Source organism: Acinetobacter sp. NyZ410, from assembly GCF_022828975.1.
GTDB lineage: Bacteria > Pseudomonadota > Gammaproteobacteria > Pseudomonadales > Moraxellaceae > Acinetobacter > Acinetobacter guillouiae.
Genome location: NZ_CP094620.1, coordinates 1406432 through 1421399, shown reverse-complemented (window position 1 = coordinate 1421399; position 14968 = coordinate 1406432). Strand labels below are relative to the sequence as shown.

At 37.8% G+C, this 14968-nt stretch carries 12 protein-coding genes; 3 read left to right on the top strand and 9 right to left on the bottom strand.

Annotated features, from left to right (window positions below; translation table 11 throughout):
- Nucleotides 1-82: 82 nt before the first annotated feature.
- Both MTO68_RS06620 and MTO68_RS06615 read right to left on the bottom strand, forming a co-directional pair.
- Entirely contained in the window at nucleotides 83-298 is a 216-nt protein-coding gene (locus tag MTO68_RS06620) for a hypothetical protein (RefSeq protein WP_004819941.1), read from the bottom strand.
- Between the two features lie 456 nt (nucleotides 299-754).
- Nucleotides 755-1945, bottom strand: a complete 1191-nt coding sequence (locus MTO68_RS06615; protein WP_244015959.1) for an MFS transporter — start codon at nucleotides 1943-1945, stop codon at nucleotides 755-757.
- 144 nt (nucleotides 1946-2089) lie between these two features.
- On the opposite strand from MTO68_RS06615, the gene MTO68_RS06610 reads away from it, so the two are divergent.
- Nucleotides 2090-2854 carry a helix-turn-helix transcriptional regulator gene (locus tag MTO68_RS06610; RefSeq protein ID WP_034618310.1) on the top strand — a complete coding sequence of 255 codons (765 nt, stop codon included), beginning with the start codon at nucleotides 2090-2092 and terminating at the stop codon, nucleotides 2852-2854.
- Between the two features lie 59 nt (nucleotides 2855-2913).
- On the opposite strand, the gene MTO68_RS06605 is transcribed toward MTO68_RS06610, so the two are convergent.
- Nucleotides 2914-3066, bottom strand: a complete 153-nt coding sequence (locus MTO68_RS06605) for a hypothetical protein (protein WP_004819938.1) — start codon at nucleotides 3064-3066, stop codon at nucleotides 2914-2916.
- Between the two features lie 377 nt (nucleotides 3067-3443).
- Nucleotides 3444-3665: a hypothetical protein gene (locus tag MTO68_RS06600; RefSeq protein WP_004722098.1), complete on the bottom strand. Its 222-nt coding sequence runs from the start codon at nucleotides 3663-3665 to the stop codon at nucleotides 3444-3446.
- A gap of 505 nt (nucleotides 3666-4170) precedes the next feature.
- Between MTO68_RS06600 and MTO68_RS06595 the strand changes: the two genes are divergently transcribed.
- Nucleotides 4171-4341, top strand: a complete 171-nt coding sequence (locus tag MTO68_RS06595) for a hypothetical protein (RefSeq protein ID WP_171077820.1) — start codon at nucleotides 4171-4173, stop codon at nucleotides 4339-4341.
- Between the two features lie 915 nt (nucleotides 4342-5256).
- On the opposite strand, the gene MTO68_RS06590 is transcribed toward MTO68_RS06595, so the two are convergent.
- From MTO68_RS06590 to kdpA, 5 genes are all read right to left on the bottom strand, one after another.
- Complete coding sequence (locus tag MTO68_RS06590; RefSeq protein ID WP_244015418.1) at nucleotides 5257-5964, bottom strand: response regulator; 708 nt, start codon at nucleotides 5962-5964, stop codon at nucleotides 5257-5259.
- Nucleotides 5965-5991: 27 nt separating this feature from the next.
- Nucleotides 5992-8634, bottom strand: a complete 2643-nt coding sequence (locus tag MTO68_RS06585; protein ID WP_244015417.1) for a sensor histidine kinase KdpD — start codon at nucleotides 8632-8634, stop codon at nucleotides 5992-5994.
- Nucleotides 8635-8886: 252 nt separating this feature from the next.
- Nucleotides 8887-9492, bottom strand: coding sequence for a potassium-transporting ATPase subunit KdpC (kdpC, locus tag MTO68_RS06580; RefSeq protein WP_244015416.1), 606 nt, complete (start codon nucleotides 9490-9492; stop codon nucleotides 8887-8889).
- A gap of 20 nt (nucleotides 9493-9512) precedes the next feature.
- The gene (kdpB, locus tag MTO68_RS06575) at nucleotides 9513-11543 is read right to left on the bottom strand and encodes a potassium-transporting ATPase subunit KdpB (RefSeq protein ID WP_244015415.1); all 2031 of its coding nucleotides are present in this window, start codon (nucleotides 11541-11543) and stop codon (nucleotides 9513-9515) included.
- 10 nt (nucleotides 11544-11553) lie between these two features.
- A complete protein-coding gene (gene kdpA / locus MTO68_RS06570) occupies nucleotides 11554-13278 on the bottom strand; it encodes a potassium-transporting ATPase subunit KdpA (protein WP_244015414.1) in 1725 nt (574 codons plus the stop codon).
- Nucleotides 13279-13584: 306 nt separating this feature from the next.
- Between kdpA and MTO68_RS06565 the strand changes: the two genes are divergently transcribed.
- Complete coding sequence (locus MTO68_RS06565) at nucleotides 13585-14385, top strand: undecaprenyl-diphosphate phosphatase (RefSeq protein WP_056516247.1); 801 nt, start codon at nucleotides 13585-13587, stop codon at nucleotides 14383-14385.
- The last annotated feature ends 583 nt before the right edge of the window (nucleotides 14386-14968 follow it).

Genomic DNA, 14968 nt, shown 5'->3' with positions numbered 1-14968 from the left:
AAAAGTGAGATAATGACATAGGTTCAAAATTAATTCTTTCATATACTAAAAAGCTCATCTTTCGATGAGCTTAGATTTAAAGTTATGAGTTGTTCCACTCACCAGATTGAACACCTAACTCATCATCACCAGTCATCAGAACTGCTGTTAAAATTGGAACCGCTAAAATCACTGGGAAAAACACAATCCATAGATCAATGGATAGCTTATTGGAAAAAACAAAATGAATCACGATCGCAATTAAAGCCAATATTCCAAACAAAATACTTGCGAATCGAGTGGCAAATTTTAAAAGCATTTTTTATTCCCCTTGTAATTAAAAATTTTTACTGTATTTACTCTCATAGTTATGTCCTATTTTTAGAAATTAAGCAAAGCACTTTGAGGTAAAACAGCCTCTATTTTGAGGTATATTTACAAAAACCTTAAAAAATATATGGATTTCTATAAAAGCTGACATTTTTATTTAATTTTTTAACTTTTTTCTTATGCCTAAAACCCAATAAAGCCATATCTAGAATGTGAGACAGATCAAACATATTTCACATTTGCTCATCTCCGCGCTTTATCCATCATTTAAAACCAAAGTCGGTGAGATTTACGCAATCCACAGATTCACCAACTTCATCCACCGTCACTTTGGTTTAAAAATTTAGACAACACACTCAGTTCACTAAAATCAGTTGTGAGCATGAAATTTAATATCAAATGTATATTTTAAATATTTGATATTCTTAAAAAACATAATCACTTCTTAGCTTGATTGATGTTTAACTTGAGTATTTGGTAGGAACAAGGTCACAAAACCTAATAGTGGTAAAAATGAACATAATTGAAATACCCAATCTATGCTATTTTTATCTGCGAGATAGCCTAACCCCGCTGCTGCTATACCACTTACTCCAAACATGAGACCAAACATCAGTCCCGCAATCATTCCTACACGACCAGGCACAGCTTCTTGTGCATAAACAACCATCGCAGAAAATGCTGACGACATAATTAATCCAGCTATCATTGCGAAAGTACAAGTCCAGAATAAATTTACATAAGGTAAAGCCAGTGCAAACGGTATCATTCCCAAGAAAGATATCCAAATCACTGCTCTACGCCCAATTCGATCGCCAATCGGCCCACCAAAATAAGTTCCTATTGCAACAGTAGCTAAAAAAGCAAAGAGATATAACTGAGCACTTTGAATGGAAAGATGGAACTTTTCAATTAAGTAAAAAGTATAATAATTACTTATACTTGCAATATAAGTAAACTTAGCAAACATCAATATAGCAATAATACTAAGTGCGCGAAATAAAGTACGGCCATGTAATTTAAAACTTGGTAAAGATATACTTTTGCTGAGTTGTTTTTGTGCATTATTTATTGTCCATTTACTGACTTTAAATAAAATCCAAATTGCGATTAAGGCAAATAGCATCAGCCATGCTGTTGAAGCCTGACCATTTGGAACAATAATGATTGCAGCAAGTAAAGGACCTATCGCTGATCCTGTATTTCCACCCACTTGAAAAGTTGACTGAGCTGTACCAAACTTTCCTCCAGAGGCCATTCTCGCAACACGTGAGGCTTCAGGATGAAATGTTGAAGATCCAACTCCAATTAAAGATGCTGATAACAGCAACATATAGAAACTATTAGAAAAAGCCAGCATGAATATGCCAATCAGTGTAATTACCATCCCCAATGGCAAAAGATAAGGTTTAGGATATTTATCGGTATGCAATCCAATCCATGGTTGTAATAATGAAGCGGTAACTTGATAAACCAGTGAAATTATTCCGATTTGAGTGAAATTTAATGAAAAATTATTTTTAAGTAATGGGTAAATTGCGGGAAGTGAAGCTTGAATCAAATCATTTAATAAGTGAGCGAAAGCAACTGCGAAAATAATGTGATGTACCATCTTAGGGACGTTTGAAGCATCCATCCGATGATCTTGATGTGTTGGTGAAGTAGATTGCATAAACAAACCTTTATTACATGAAACTTTATGGTTTAGTATAAATTGTCATATTGACTTGTATATTCCAAAAATTATCGCCTAAGTGACAAATTTTAAGAGTGTATATCGATGCCAGTAAACTCAGACTCGGTAACCACATTGGTTATTTCTAAAGGCTCCAAGCATAAATATGGAAGTGTTATCGCACCACATATGCATAGCCGTGCGCAGTTGCTCTATGCGTCTCAAGGTGCAATACGTGTTCAAACGGCTGATCATATCTGGCTTATCCCTCCGCAATGTGCACTGTGGATCCCTGCATTTGTTGAACACAGTGTAATTTCATTAAGCGAGGTCAGATTAAGTACGGCTTTAGTTGAGAAAAATGCTGCAGATATTTTGGGAGAAAAATGTTTTTTAGTGAGAATGAGCAGCCTTTTACGTGAATTAGTTCTTAGGCTTAATCAACTTGATACAATGAAAGATCACGAAACACCATACAGCGAAGATTTAGAGAGATCCTTACAACTGCTAATTTTTGATGAAATAAAAAAGGCACCTACATATCCAATAGAAATTCCCAAACCTAAAGATAAACGTCTTATCTTAATTTGTGACTATTTAATTAATAATCCGAACAACGCTAAGGAATTAAATATCTGGGCTGACGAAATTGGCACAAGCCCAAGAACCTTAATTCGATTATTTAAAAAAGAAACAGGTTTGTCCTATCGTGGGTGGATTCAACAAATGCACATTGTCTTGGCCTTAAGCCAACTGGCTCAAGGCAAAAGTATATCTCATATATCCGCTTCATTAGGTTATACCAGCCAGAGTGCATTTAGTGCGATGTTTAAACGGCACTTAGGGCATCCACCTCAAAGTTTTAAATAAATTTTTTATTGCTCTATTCATATAAAAAAACCACCGAATCGGTGGTTTTTCATTAAAATTTAATGTACTGCTTCTGCTGAGGACTCTTTATGATCATCATCTTTGGTTTTGGCTAAATTTTTACCCTTGGTTTTCTGAGGATTATTTTTATGTGACTGATAGTAGCAAGCAATTGCAATTCCAGTCCCTAATAATGCTACGGTCTTTAACATGATATACCTCATACTGAATTGAATAACGTCTATTAGGAATAACATCAAATTTCTAATAAAGTATTTCGATATGTGAGTTATGCAAGTTTATGTGAAACTTTATTACATTTGATTTCAAAGATTCAGATAAATCATCGAAATTTCAGTCTTATGGCTGATTTAATCTATTTCGGTATTTAACCAAACAGTCACATGGTAAGTTTTTATTATGAGATTTTAATTCCATTTAATCATTTTAAAATTATCGAGTATTGATCAATCAACACAGATCAGAAATCATTCTTTAACTTTCAATACCTTTTATATTACCTTTTATTTTCGTTCGTCCATATAAAAAGCCCATCTTACGATGAGCTTTTCTAAAACTTGATTACGATTTATATCGCAATACGATAAAGTTGATTTTGATTAAGATAGAAAGATGAACCATCAATATTAAATTGACGATCGTCACCAGATTCTAATTCAATCTTTTTCCCTACTTCGACCCAACTCATACCAGTACGGTTGCTTTGTTGTCTTTTTAAAGGAACGATCTTTACGCGAATTTCATCGCCATTTACTGCAGAGGCTATTGTCCAGCCATTTAAAATATTCATTTTTTCACTCAATTGTTTTGAGCTTTTGCAAACAGAGAAGTATTTAACTATTAAGACCAACAGATATATTTTTGGAACTAACGATAAGAAGGCATCTAACCTTAATTTAAACTTTTGATATTTACATCAGCTTGATATTGCAGAAGTCAGAGTTGAAGCCAACCTTCAAGTCTTGCTTATATATTAAGCACATCTGCTTTAGTATTTTTCATAATACGCTCATTCAGCAGATTATGCAACTTAAATAACATTTGATTATTTTAAATTAAAAGTTCTTCTTTATATAATGGCTTTGTGATGTTTATGTACAGGCCTAGATTTAAAGATTTTCTATATCACCATTTAAAACAACACCATACAAATATTTGATATTTTTATAAATATATTTTGTCGATATAAACTCAGTTTAGCCAACATATCTCCACATATGGCTCTCACAACTACCTTAGTGTAAGTGGATTAAAAGGCTATTATCCAGACTCACTTCACAGTTAAGAAGATTATAATGTCATTTAAAAGTTTTTCGCAAAATTCAACTCAAGCAAATTCTGATACTAAAAATGCTGAGCAAACTCCTGCTAAAGATGCGCCACAAGCAACTCCCGGTGTGACACCGCCGAATCCAAATCAGGACAATAATCAAGTTAAACCAGCTGAAGAAAATAAACCTAAATAATATTAACGTTTAATTTATACAGCTTTATCTAAAAACTTACCGATACTTGGTAAGTTTTTTTTATTGTGTGTCATATAAATTTAGACGTTAACTACTAAAATATTCAGTTTTCTTCATGATGTAAAAAAGCCCACAATAGTGCGGGCTTTTTAGATCGGCATGCTGCGATCTCATGCTCAGCGTTAACTGCTTAGGTTTTAAATCTATTTAGAGGGAATACGCAATTCCTGTAACAACCTAAACACTTCCGTTTCGCTTACGGATTCGATCAAAGCTAAGTTAACACAGATCAGCAGATGAAAGCGGATAAAATATATTTGATTACGCTTTATTTATTCAATCCTCATAATTATAAATTTAAATCATAAAGTTTTATCCATATAAGGCCAAAACTCTTAGTGAAATTTAAAATACAGGTACTCGTTCAAGTCTGAATAAATCACTTAATTGTTTGATTTAATAAATAAACTATATTTATTGTCAGTATTTCGTTTTTTGTGCTTTTGAATCATAGATGGGTATCCTACCGTGGGGCGACATGGATGTCGCCGTTGGGCGGGGGTATATGAGCAAAAATAAAGCATTGCTTTGTTTGCAGCGCAAGAGCCCTGTTAAACGAAAGATTTTTGTTACTTTTGATCTTTCAAAAGTAAGGTATCGCCTACGCAAAGATATTTAAACTTTAAATGTAAAGTGTGGCATTGCTAACTTTTTAATCAAATAACTTTTACATACTATTGATTAAATTAAAAATATTGATTACGGATAATTATATTATTGTGTCTGAGTTTTTTGACAGGTTGACTATAAAAAGCCCCTTACTCTGCACTTTACAAAGAATCTTTTAGTTTAATTTTAACCATCTACTGTAAATACGGTAAGAGACCAATAATCTCAAAGAAGATTTAGCCATGCTTAGCCTACAAAGCGTAAGCCTACACCCGGTTCAGTCACAATATATTTGGGTTGTACCGCATTATCATTCAGTTTTCCACGCAATTTGGCCACCAAAATTCTTAAATAGTGGGTATCTTCCTGATGAGTAGGACCCCATAAATCACTGAGAATTTGTGGTTGAGTAATCAACTGCCCTTTATGTTGCGCCAATAAAGTCAGCAATTGATATTCCTTACGTGTCAATGAAATCAGTTGTTGGTTAAGAAACACCTGTCTTTGGGCAAAATCAATTTTTAAAAATCCATCATCAAAAAAAGCGGACTCTACAGCAATATTTTGAAATTGTCTGAGTAATACACGGATCCGTGCCATCAGCTCCTGAACACTAAAAGGTTTCGTCACATAATCATTGGCGCCAGCATCCAGTAATTTAACTTTTTCCTCCTCATTAGAACGAACCGACAAAACAATCACAGGGACATGTGACCACGCTCGCAACTCAGACAAAACTTCTAAACCATCTAAATCAGGTAGCCCTAAATCTAAAATAATTAAATCAGCGCCTTGCAAAGCCAAAAGCTCTAAGCCTTTTTGACCATTTTCAGCCAGTAGGGTTTTATACCCTTGAGCCCTAAGTGCAATATCGAGAAACTTACGAATTTGAGTTTCATCATCAATAATCAATACATTGATCATGGAACTTGTCGATACATTATGTTCTGGCATGCTATTTCCTAAAATCAATATGTGCGCTTATCCAATCTGCTGAATCGGCAATTGCATACGGATGCAGGTGCCTTGATTATTCTTGGCTGAAGATGCCGAAATTTTACCCATATGCGCACCAATAATCGCTTTAACAATGGTTAAGCCCAATCCCGTACCATACTGCCCGCGATCGCCACGTTCCATAGTATAGAACATATCAAAAATTCGCTCTCGTTCATCTTCTGGGATACCCAAACCTTGATCGCTAATTGAGATTTCAATTTCGTTTTCATTGAGTTGTAAAACTTTAATCGTTACCGCTTTATTTTCTGGAGAAAACTTGGCTGCATTTTCCAATACATTAAAAATCGCTTGTTCAATCAAAGCCGCGTGCACAAATAGGCTAAAGGTTTGCTCTGGTAAATCAACCTCAACAAGACTATGCGGCATATAGCGTTTTAAACGGCGTACCGCTGAACCAATCAACTCATCGACACCAATCCAATCTCGTTTAAGACTTAAACCTTCATGGCCTAAGCGTGTCATATCCAATAAATTCTGAATATAACGATCCAGCCGTTCGCCTTCTAAATGAATCGCTTCCAACAAACTGTCTTGATCTTGTTCATCCATCGAATGGCGATAATTGCTCAAAGTATCAGCTGCTCCAATCATAGAAGCTAAAGGTGAACGTAAATCATGAGAAACGGAGGATAACAAGGCTGAACGTAATCTCTCGGTTTCTGAACTGACATTGGCAATTTCCAATGCTTTAGTGAGTTGGGTTCGAGAAATCGCTTGAGCAATATATTCGACCATGGTTTCAGTCAGTTGTTTCTGTTCTGTGTTTAAAACTGATACGCTTTTAATAAACTTAACCCCGACCACCCCAAAACACTGTTTAGACGCCAATAATGGTAAAAACCACCAATCATTTTCAGTTAAGGTTTGGGTAAACCGTCCCGATGGTTGATGGTTCTTAAATGTCCAATCTGCTGAAATTTTTTCTTTACTGTTAATCACCTCAAGTGATGACGTTGACGATTCTGGGAAATAAAACCAGATTTCAGCATTTAAATTTTTACTTAAGCTGTTTTCTGCAATCTCCTGCACTTGCTTTAAATCAATTGCGATAGACAGCTTTTGACCTAAATCCTGCATAATGCTGTTATAGCTATTGGCAGCCTTTAAAGCTGTTACTTGTTCTCTCAGTCTTGATGCCAAACGGCTTGAAATCAACGCTGCGCCTAAAAAGGCAACCACGGTTATCACGCCCTGATGTGCAGAAATTTGCAAAGTGAATTTGGGTGAAATAAAGAAAAAGTTATAAGCCAAAAAGAACAACAGTGCCGAAAATACCGCAGCCAGCATCCGTGTCTTAGATGCCACAAAAACCACAGCAGTGATAAAAATCACCGAAAGCTCTTCGATTCCTAAATACTTTTCACCTAAGCTGGCAATCACAATACTGACCACTGTGGTTGATATAACGAATAATATTTCTCTAAGATTTAGAAATGAATGCGTATCCTGAAAAAATGATTGCTGACGATGTTCTGCAAGAATTGGGACGATACTCAATTCAAAACTTGGCTGGTATTTAAGTAATTGATCAACAAAATTTACGACACCCAATGCAAAGGTCTTACGATGTGATTGTGCCAATACCAAAGTTGAAATCCCTCGATCCATCACATAATCAAACAGCGTTTTTGCATGTTGCTGACCATAAAGGATTTCAGTCATTCCACCCAATTGACGGGTGAGGTTTAAAGCCCGTTCAATTTCTCGACTGGATAAATTGTCTTGTTTTTCGGTTATTTTTGAATCTTTAGAAAAGACCACCACCGTCCAGTTTGCCTGACGATTTTCAGCAATACGACAACCTGCGCGAACTAGAGCCTCTGCCTGTCCATTGCCCTCAATCATAATTAAAATATGATTTTTTAAAGGAATGGGGGCAAGCCCTTGTATAGCAAAATTTTCTCGAACATCGGTATCGACATGACTAGCAACCGTCTGCATTGCCAATTCACGCAATGCTGTCAGATTTGAACTGTTGAAGAATCTTTGCAAAGCTTGTTCAGCTTGCTCAGGTACATAGACTTTGCCCTGATTTAAACGCTCAAGTAATTCATTAACTGGTAAATCAATTAATCGAATATCACGGATCCGTTCAAAGACCCGATCAGGTACGGTTTCAGTCACCCGAATACCCGTAATTTGATAGACCACATCATTTAAACTTTCGAGATGCTGAATATTCATTGTGGTAAATACATCAATACCCGCATCCAGTAATTCATTAATATCTTGCCAACGTTTTTCATGACGACTATTTGGCATATTGCTATGCGCAAATTCATCTACTAAAACAATACTGGGTTTGCTTGCCAGCACAGCATCAAGGTCCATTTCTTCAAGAGAATGCCCTTGATACTCAATCGTCTTTCTTGGAATGATCACCAAACCTGAGATGAGGTTTTCAGTTTCAATGCGACCATGGGTTTCAACATAGCCGATCACAATGTTGATCCCTTGCAAGGCCAGTTCGTGCGCGCGCACTAACATTGCAAAAGTCTTCCCCACACCAGGTGCAGCTCCTAAAAATATAGTGAGGCGCCCAGACTGATAACGCTGAGTATGTTGTAGCAAAACATCTGCTTTATTATTTCTATAATCGCTCATCGCTGTCTGCTTGTTTAAAAATTACATCACTGTGGTGTTTCTTTGCGACCATTCAATACAGCAAAAAACACAGGCCAACAAAGAAACACAGAAAAAACCGTCGTTTGATTCAGCTTGAATCATCTACAATCTCAAAGAGGGAATATTGTAAATTTATACGAAGATAAATCCCAATAATGCCCGCTTTTCAACAATCAGAGAGAATCAATTACATCAACACTGATTCATTTTGCGTTGATGATTGCAACCCATTTATTGAGTTCCAATTTGATCCAAAGCTAAATTTAATTCAAGTACATTGACTCTGGCTTGCCCTAAAATTCCAAATGTCGGTTGTATACTATTTTCTTGCAGCAACCTTAGCACATCCTGTTCAGACAAATGTCTTGCTTTGGCAATGCGTTTTACTTGAATCATTGCAGATTGCACACTGATTTCAGGATCAATTCCGCTGCCTGAAGCCGTGACCAAATCCGCAGGAATCGCGCTTTTTTCAACGTGATCCTGTATCACAATTTTGTTTAAACGTTCCTCTACTGCTTTGTGTAAATCAGGATTGGTCCGTGCCATATTACTTCCCGCCATTGCCATTGGGTCATAATTGGCAGCAGAAGGTCTTGGATGAAAATATTGTGCTTGTACAAAAGGCTGTGCAACCAGTTTAGAACCGACAACGCGGTCATTTTCAACGATCAAACTGCCATTGGCTTGTTGATCAAAAAAAACTTGTCCCAACCCTGTTGCCGTAGCACTGTAGACAAAGCCACATAAACCCAACGCAACAATGGTTAAGCCCAGCGATGCCCGTGTTAGTCTAGCGAATGATGACTCAAGCAATCGATTATTTTCAGTATTCATTTTTATCATCCTCAAAGTTTCTAAAGCGCCAATAGGGGGCTGATCATCAGATCAATCAGCTTGATCGCAACAAACGGCAACACCACACCACCTACACCGTAGATCAGCATATTTCGACGTAATAATTGCGTTGATGTTGAAGGCTTAAACTTCACCCCACGTAAAGCAATTGGAATCAATAATGGAATAATGATGGCATTGAAAATCAGTGCTGAGAGAATTGCACTTTCTGAACTTCCCAAGCGCATCACATTTAAAGCTTGCATTTGAGGAATGGCTGCAACAAATAAAGCAGGTAAAATGGCAAAGTATTTGGAAACGTCATTGGCCAAGGAAAAGGTGGTCAATGCACCACGGGTAATTAACTGCTGTTTACCAATCTCAACGACAGACAATAATTTGGTTGGATCTGAATCCAAGTCCACCATATTGCCCGCTTCTTTTGCCGCTTGGGTCCCTGAGTTCATTGCCAAACCAATATCCGCTTGTGCCAAAGCAGGTGCATCATTGGTTCCATCACCAACCATAGCAACCAAATGACCTTTATTCTGTTCATGACGAATACAATTTAACTTATCTTCAGGTTTCGCTTCAGCGATGTAGTCATCGACACCAGCTTCAGCCGCAATGGCAGCAGCAGTCAGCGGGTTATCCCCTGTGACCATGACCGTTTTAATGCCCATTTCACGTAAGCGAGCAAATTTTTCCTTGATGCCTTGTTTAATTACATCTGAAAGTTCAATCACCCCCAGAATATTTTGATCTTTTGCCACCACTAACGGCGTTGCACCTTTTGAAGCAACCTGTTCTACCCGCGTTTTAAGCTCACTATGATGTTCAATATTCTGTGAAGCGAATTTAACAATCGCATCTACTGCCCCTTTACGGATTTGCTGACCATTGAATAAATTTACACCTGAGATTCGCGTTGCGGCATTAAAGGCAATAAACTCGGCCTGTTCAGGTTCAACAATATGTTCACCTAGCTCTTTTGCCAAAACCACAATGGATTTACCTTCTGGCGTTGGGTCAGCAAGTGAAGTCAAAATCGCAGCTTGACGCAGTTCCGACTCAGTCACACCCGTCAGTGGGAAAAATGCTGTTGCCTGACGATCACCATAGGTGATGGTTCCTGTTTTATCGAGTAACAATACATCCACATCACCCGCCACTTCGACGGCTTTACCTGATTTGGCAATCACATTGGCTTTTAATGCCCGATTCATCCCCGCAATACCGATTGCAGGCAACAAGCCACCGATGGTGGTTGGAATTAAACACACCAACAAAGCCACCAATAAAATCGGGTTAATTTCAATTTTTAAGAAATGCCCAATAAAAGGTAAACTCACCACCACTGCGATAAAGGTCACGGTCATCACAGTCAGTAAAATCCCTAGTGCGATTTCGTTTGGTGTTTTTTGACGATTTGAGCCCTCAACCAAAGCAATCATTCGGTCAAGAAAGCTATTCCCCGCTTCGGCTGTCACCTGTACCACGATACGATCCGTTAAAACCTTAGTTCCCCCAATCACACCCGATTTATCGGTACCTGCTTCACGTAAAACTGGCGCTGACTCACCGGTTACCGCAGCTTCATTAATGGTCGCAAAACCATGAATAATCTCACCATCCGCAGGAACAAGTTCCCCTGCACGGACTTCAATCAGGTCATTCATTTTTAATAAAGTTGCAGCGACTTGCACACCCTCTGAGTCATCCTTAGCACTGAGTCGACGTGCGGTTAAGTTTTGACGCGCTTGTCTTAAGGAGGAGGCTTGACCTCGACCTTTGGCTTCGGCAATCGCTTCAGCATAATTGGCAAATAATACAGTGATAAATAAAATCAAGGTCACCGCTAAACCAAATACAGTATCGGCTTGGCCCGTTAAAGTACTGACCAGTGTGATAATGGTACCCAGCCATACGATCGCCATCACTGGATTTTTAATCGCATGTTGTGGTAACAACTTAATCAAGGCATTTTTCCAAGCTTCACCTTGGAATAAAGTTGATGATTTATTTTGCGTAGATTGTTTTGAATGGTTCATATTATTCACCCTAGCCTTGTACCAATAACAGCTGATCAGCGATCGGTCCTAAAACAAGGACTGGCATAAATTGTAATAAGGTCAACATCACCACAATGGCAATCAGGGTGAAAGCAAAGGTTGGTGTTTCCACTTTTAAACTACCACTGCTTTCAGGAGCTTGACGCTTTGCAGCTAAACGCGCAGCAATCATTAAAGGAATGATCAATGTTGGAAAACGTCCAAGCAATAAAGCAATCACACAGCTCACGTTCCACCACACAGTATTGTCTGCTAAACCTTCAAAACCAGAACCATTATTGGCAAAGGCCGAAACATACTCATACAACACTTGCGAAATGGCATGGTATTGCGGATTACTATTGCCTGTAAGTTCTGGGAAAAACAAAGCGATTGAGCTTAAACCGAGAATCGTAATTGGCTGAATCAAAATCACCACAGCAAGTAATTTGATTTCCCCTGTTTCGATTTTGCGGCCAAATAATTCAGGTGTACGCCCTGTCATCAGACCTGCAATAAATACAGCCAAAAACAGATAGATCATAAATTGCTGTAAGCCACAGCCGATCCCGCCCCAAATCGCATTAATCAGCATATTTGCCAGCGCCACTAAGCCTGTTAATGGCGATGCAGAATCATGCATCATATTGACGGAACCATTGTTGACCTGTGTGGTTATGGCAGCCCACAATGCGGAAGATGCTTCACCAAAACGCACTTCCTTTCCTTCCATGGCATAAATTTGCATCGCGGTAGATGACAGGCTTTCAGACCAAATTGCCGCCGTGGCTGAAACAACCGACATCAGTAACATTGAGCCAAAAACAAAGCCAGCAAATTTTGCGCGTTTAGTTAAAAAACCCAACATAAAAATCACTGCGACAGGAATAAGTAGAATCGCAATCATTTCTAAGAAATTTGAAAATGGTGTTGGATTTTCCAATGGCACACTACTGTTAGGCCCATACCAACCACCACCATTACTGCCCAATTGCTTAATCGCAACCATGGGTGCAACAGGACCAAGTGGAATTTTTTGAGTTTTTAATTCAGTGGTTTGGTCAATCACTTGAACTTCTGGACTACCTTGAAAGGTTGATGGCACACCTTGGCTATTGAGTAATAATGACCAAATCATGCATAGAGGAATTAAAAACCGAAAGGTTGGACGAATCACATCGGCCCAATAATTACCAACATTGATTTTTTCAACTTTATTTTGAAAGCTTAGGTTTTGATCTGCTTCTGACAAAGCATTCGATTGCGGATAAAACAAGGCACGTACGGTTGCGACCACCATTGCCAATCCCATCATTGGCGTAATGATTTGCAATCCAACAATACCAACCATCTGTGATAAATATGACAGTTGCGCTTGACCTGAATAATGCTGTTGGTTGGTATTGGTCAGAAATGAAATCATAGTATGCAGGGCTAAATCCCATGACATATTCGGCGCATTATTTGGATTGAGTGGCAAACTTGCTTGGCACATAAACAACAGCCAAGTGACCAATCCGATGACGATACAACTCGCGACAAAGCTGAGTGAATAGGTTTTTGCATTCATCCCTTGATCAGGATGTGTACCCAAAACACGATAAATCGGTTTTTCAATCCAGTTAAAAATTGGATCAATTTTCATCTCTCGGTTTTGCATGATACAGGCAAGATATTTCCCTAAAGGAAAAGCCAAAAGCACCACAATCACCAAGACTAAGATAAACTCTAACATGACATTCCCCCCCAACTTGATTGGCTCAAATTAAAAATGTCGATATTGCAATGATTTATATGTTTTTGAAGTACGCATAATTTTGGATGCTGTACTTGTTGATGCGCTATATATTTAGCACTCATCTTTTTCATCCTAAATGCTGGGATATTCCACAACTCAGTATCCGAAAATACTCCGTAAACTCTCTATTTACAGTCAGATCAGCCGCGTAAAAATTTCGTAAAATTTTGTCTTTTTTGATTTATAAACAGCGTTAAATACATTACAAAGGTTCAAATTTTAGAACGCTTGTTTATTTTATTTATGGAAAATTTTGAACTGCTTAAAGCATTGTTTTTGGGGTTAATCGAAGGTTTAACTGAATTTTTACCGATTTCAAGCACAGGACATCTGATCTTATTTGGTCATCTCATTGATTTTCACTCAGATTCGGGACGTGTATTTGAAGTGGTGATCCAATTGGGTGCTATCTTGGCCGTATGTTGGCTGTATCGACAAAAAATTATCGAATTAATTCGCGGCTTTTTCTCAGGCGATGTTGCAGCCAGACGTTTTGCGATTAATGTTTTAGTTGCATTTATTCCTGCGGTGGTGATTGGGGTCTTAGCAGTAGATTTTATTAAACAAGTGCTGTTTAGTCCTTTGGTTGTGGCTTTTGCTTTAATCATCGGGGGCTTCATTATTTTTGCTGTAGAAGCCAGAAAGTTTGAACCTAAAACCATTGAAGCCACAGACATTACCTTAAAACAGGCAATTCTGGTTGGGTTTGCTCAATGTCTTGCTATGATTCCGGGAACATCACGTTCAGGCGCCACCATTATTGGCGGGATGTTATCTGGTTTATCACGTAAAGCGGCAACCGAATTTTCTTTTTTCCTTGCAATGCCAACCATGTTAGGTGCTGCAACCTATGATTTAATTCGAAATGCAGATGTTTTAACCTCAGATAATCTGATTAATATTTCCGTGGGATTTGTGGCTGCGTTTATTGCTGCGCTTTTGGTGGTCAAAGCTTTGGTAAAATTTGTTGAAAAACATACGTTGAGAGTGTTTGCTTGGTACCGTGTGGTATTGGGTATTATTTTACTGTTTGTATTTTTATAATTATGTGAATTGAAGGCAGATAAATTTAAATCTGCCTATGTTTTTTATCGTATTGACCCACTTATCTTGTGGGTCTTTTTTATCTCTTAAATATAGTCAACCTATCAAAAAACTCAAAAACAAGAATATAATTTCTCTTAATCAATATTTTTCAATTAAATTAATTACATAGAAAATTAAATTATTTGATTATAAAAAAGCTTGCAATGCCACACATTATGTTCAAAGTTTAAATAACTTTGCGTAGGCGATGCCTCACTTTTTGCAGGGGATGCCAAACCTTACGCTGCAAACAAAGCAGTGCTTTGTTTTTGCTCATGTTAGGCGAGGGGTACGTCCTGTACCCCCGCCTAACGGCGACATCCCTGTCGCCCCACGATAGGATAACCATCTAGGATTCAAAAGTACAAAAACCGAAGGAATAATCAATAGTTTCTAAAAATTCATACAAAAACATGAGCTTCATTTATGATCAGTGATTTGATATAAATCACTTGTATGAATAATTAAGTGGTTTGACTATAAGATGAGGGCGATTTCATCTTGCTCTATGGATTTTAAAAGGCCTTATATAAAGAAGCCT

Coding starts and splice junctions, on each gene's coding strand:
- MTO68_RS06600 (WP_004722098.1), bottom strand. CDS start 3,665: ATGAATATTTTAAATGGCTGGACAATAGCCTCTGCAGTAAATGGCGAT.
- MTO68_RS06595 (WP_171077820.1), top strand. CDS start 4,171: ATGTCATTTAAAAGTTTTTCGCAAAATTCAACTCAAGCAAATTCTGAT.
- MTO68_RS06585 (WP_244015417.1), bottom strand. CDS start 8,634: ATGAGCGATTATAGAAATAATAAAGCAGATGTTTTGCTACAACATACT.
- MTO68_RS06565 (WP_056516247.1), top strand. CDS start 13,585: ATGGAAAATTTTGAACTGCTTAAAGCATTGTTTTTGGGGTTAATCGAA.
- MTO68_RS06605 (WP_004819938.1), bottom strand. CDS start 3,066: ATGTTAAAGACCGTAGCATTATTAGGGACTGGAATTGCAATTGCTTGC.
- kdpC (WP_244015416.1), bottom strand. CDS start 9,492: ATGAATACTGAAAATAATCGATTGCTTGAGTCATCATTCGCTAGACTA.
- MTO68_RS06615 (WP_244015959.1), bottom strand. CDS start 1,945: ATGGATGCTTCAAACGTCCCTAAGATGGTACATCACATTATTTTCGCA.
- MTO68_RS06590 (WP_244015418.1), bottom strand. CDS start 5,964: ATGCCAGAACATAATGTATCGACAAGTTCCATGATCAATGTATTGATT.
- MTO68_RS06610 (WP_034618310.1), top strand. CDS start 2,090: ATGCCAGTAAACTCAGACTCGGTAACCACATTGGTTATTTCTAAAGGC.
- MTO68_RS06620 (WP_004819941.1), bottom strand. CDS start 298: ATGCTTTTAAAATTTGCCACTCGATTCGCAAGTATTTTGTTTGGAATA.
- kdpA (WP_244015414.1), bottom strand. CDS start 13,278: ATGTTAGAGTTTATCTTAGTCTTGGTGATTGTGGTGCTTTTGGCTTTT.
- kdpB (WP_244015415.1), bottom strand. CDS start 11,543: ATGAACCATTCAAAACAATCTACGCAAAATAAATCATCAACTTTATTC.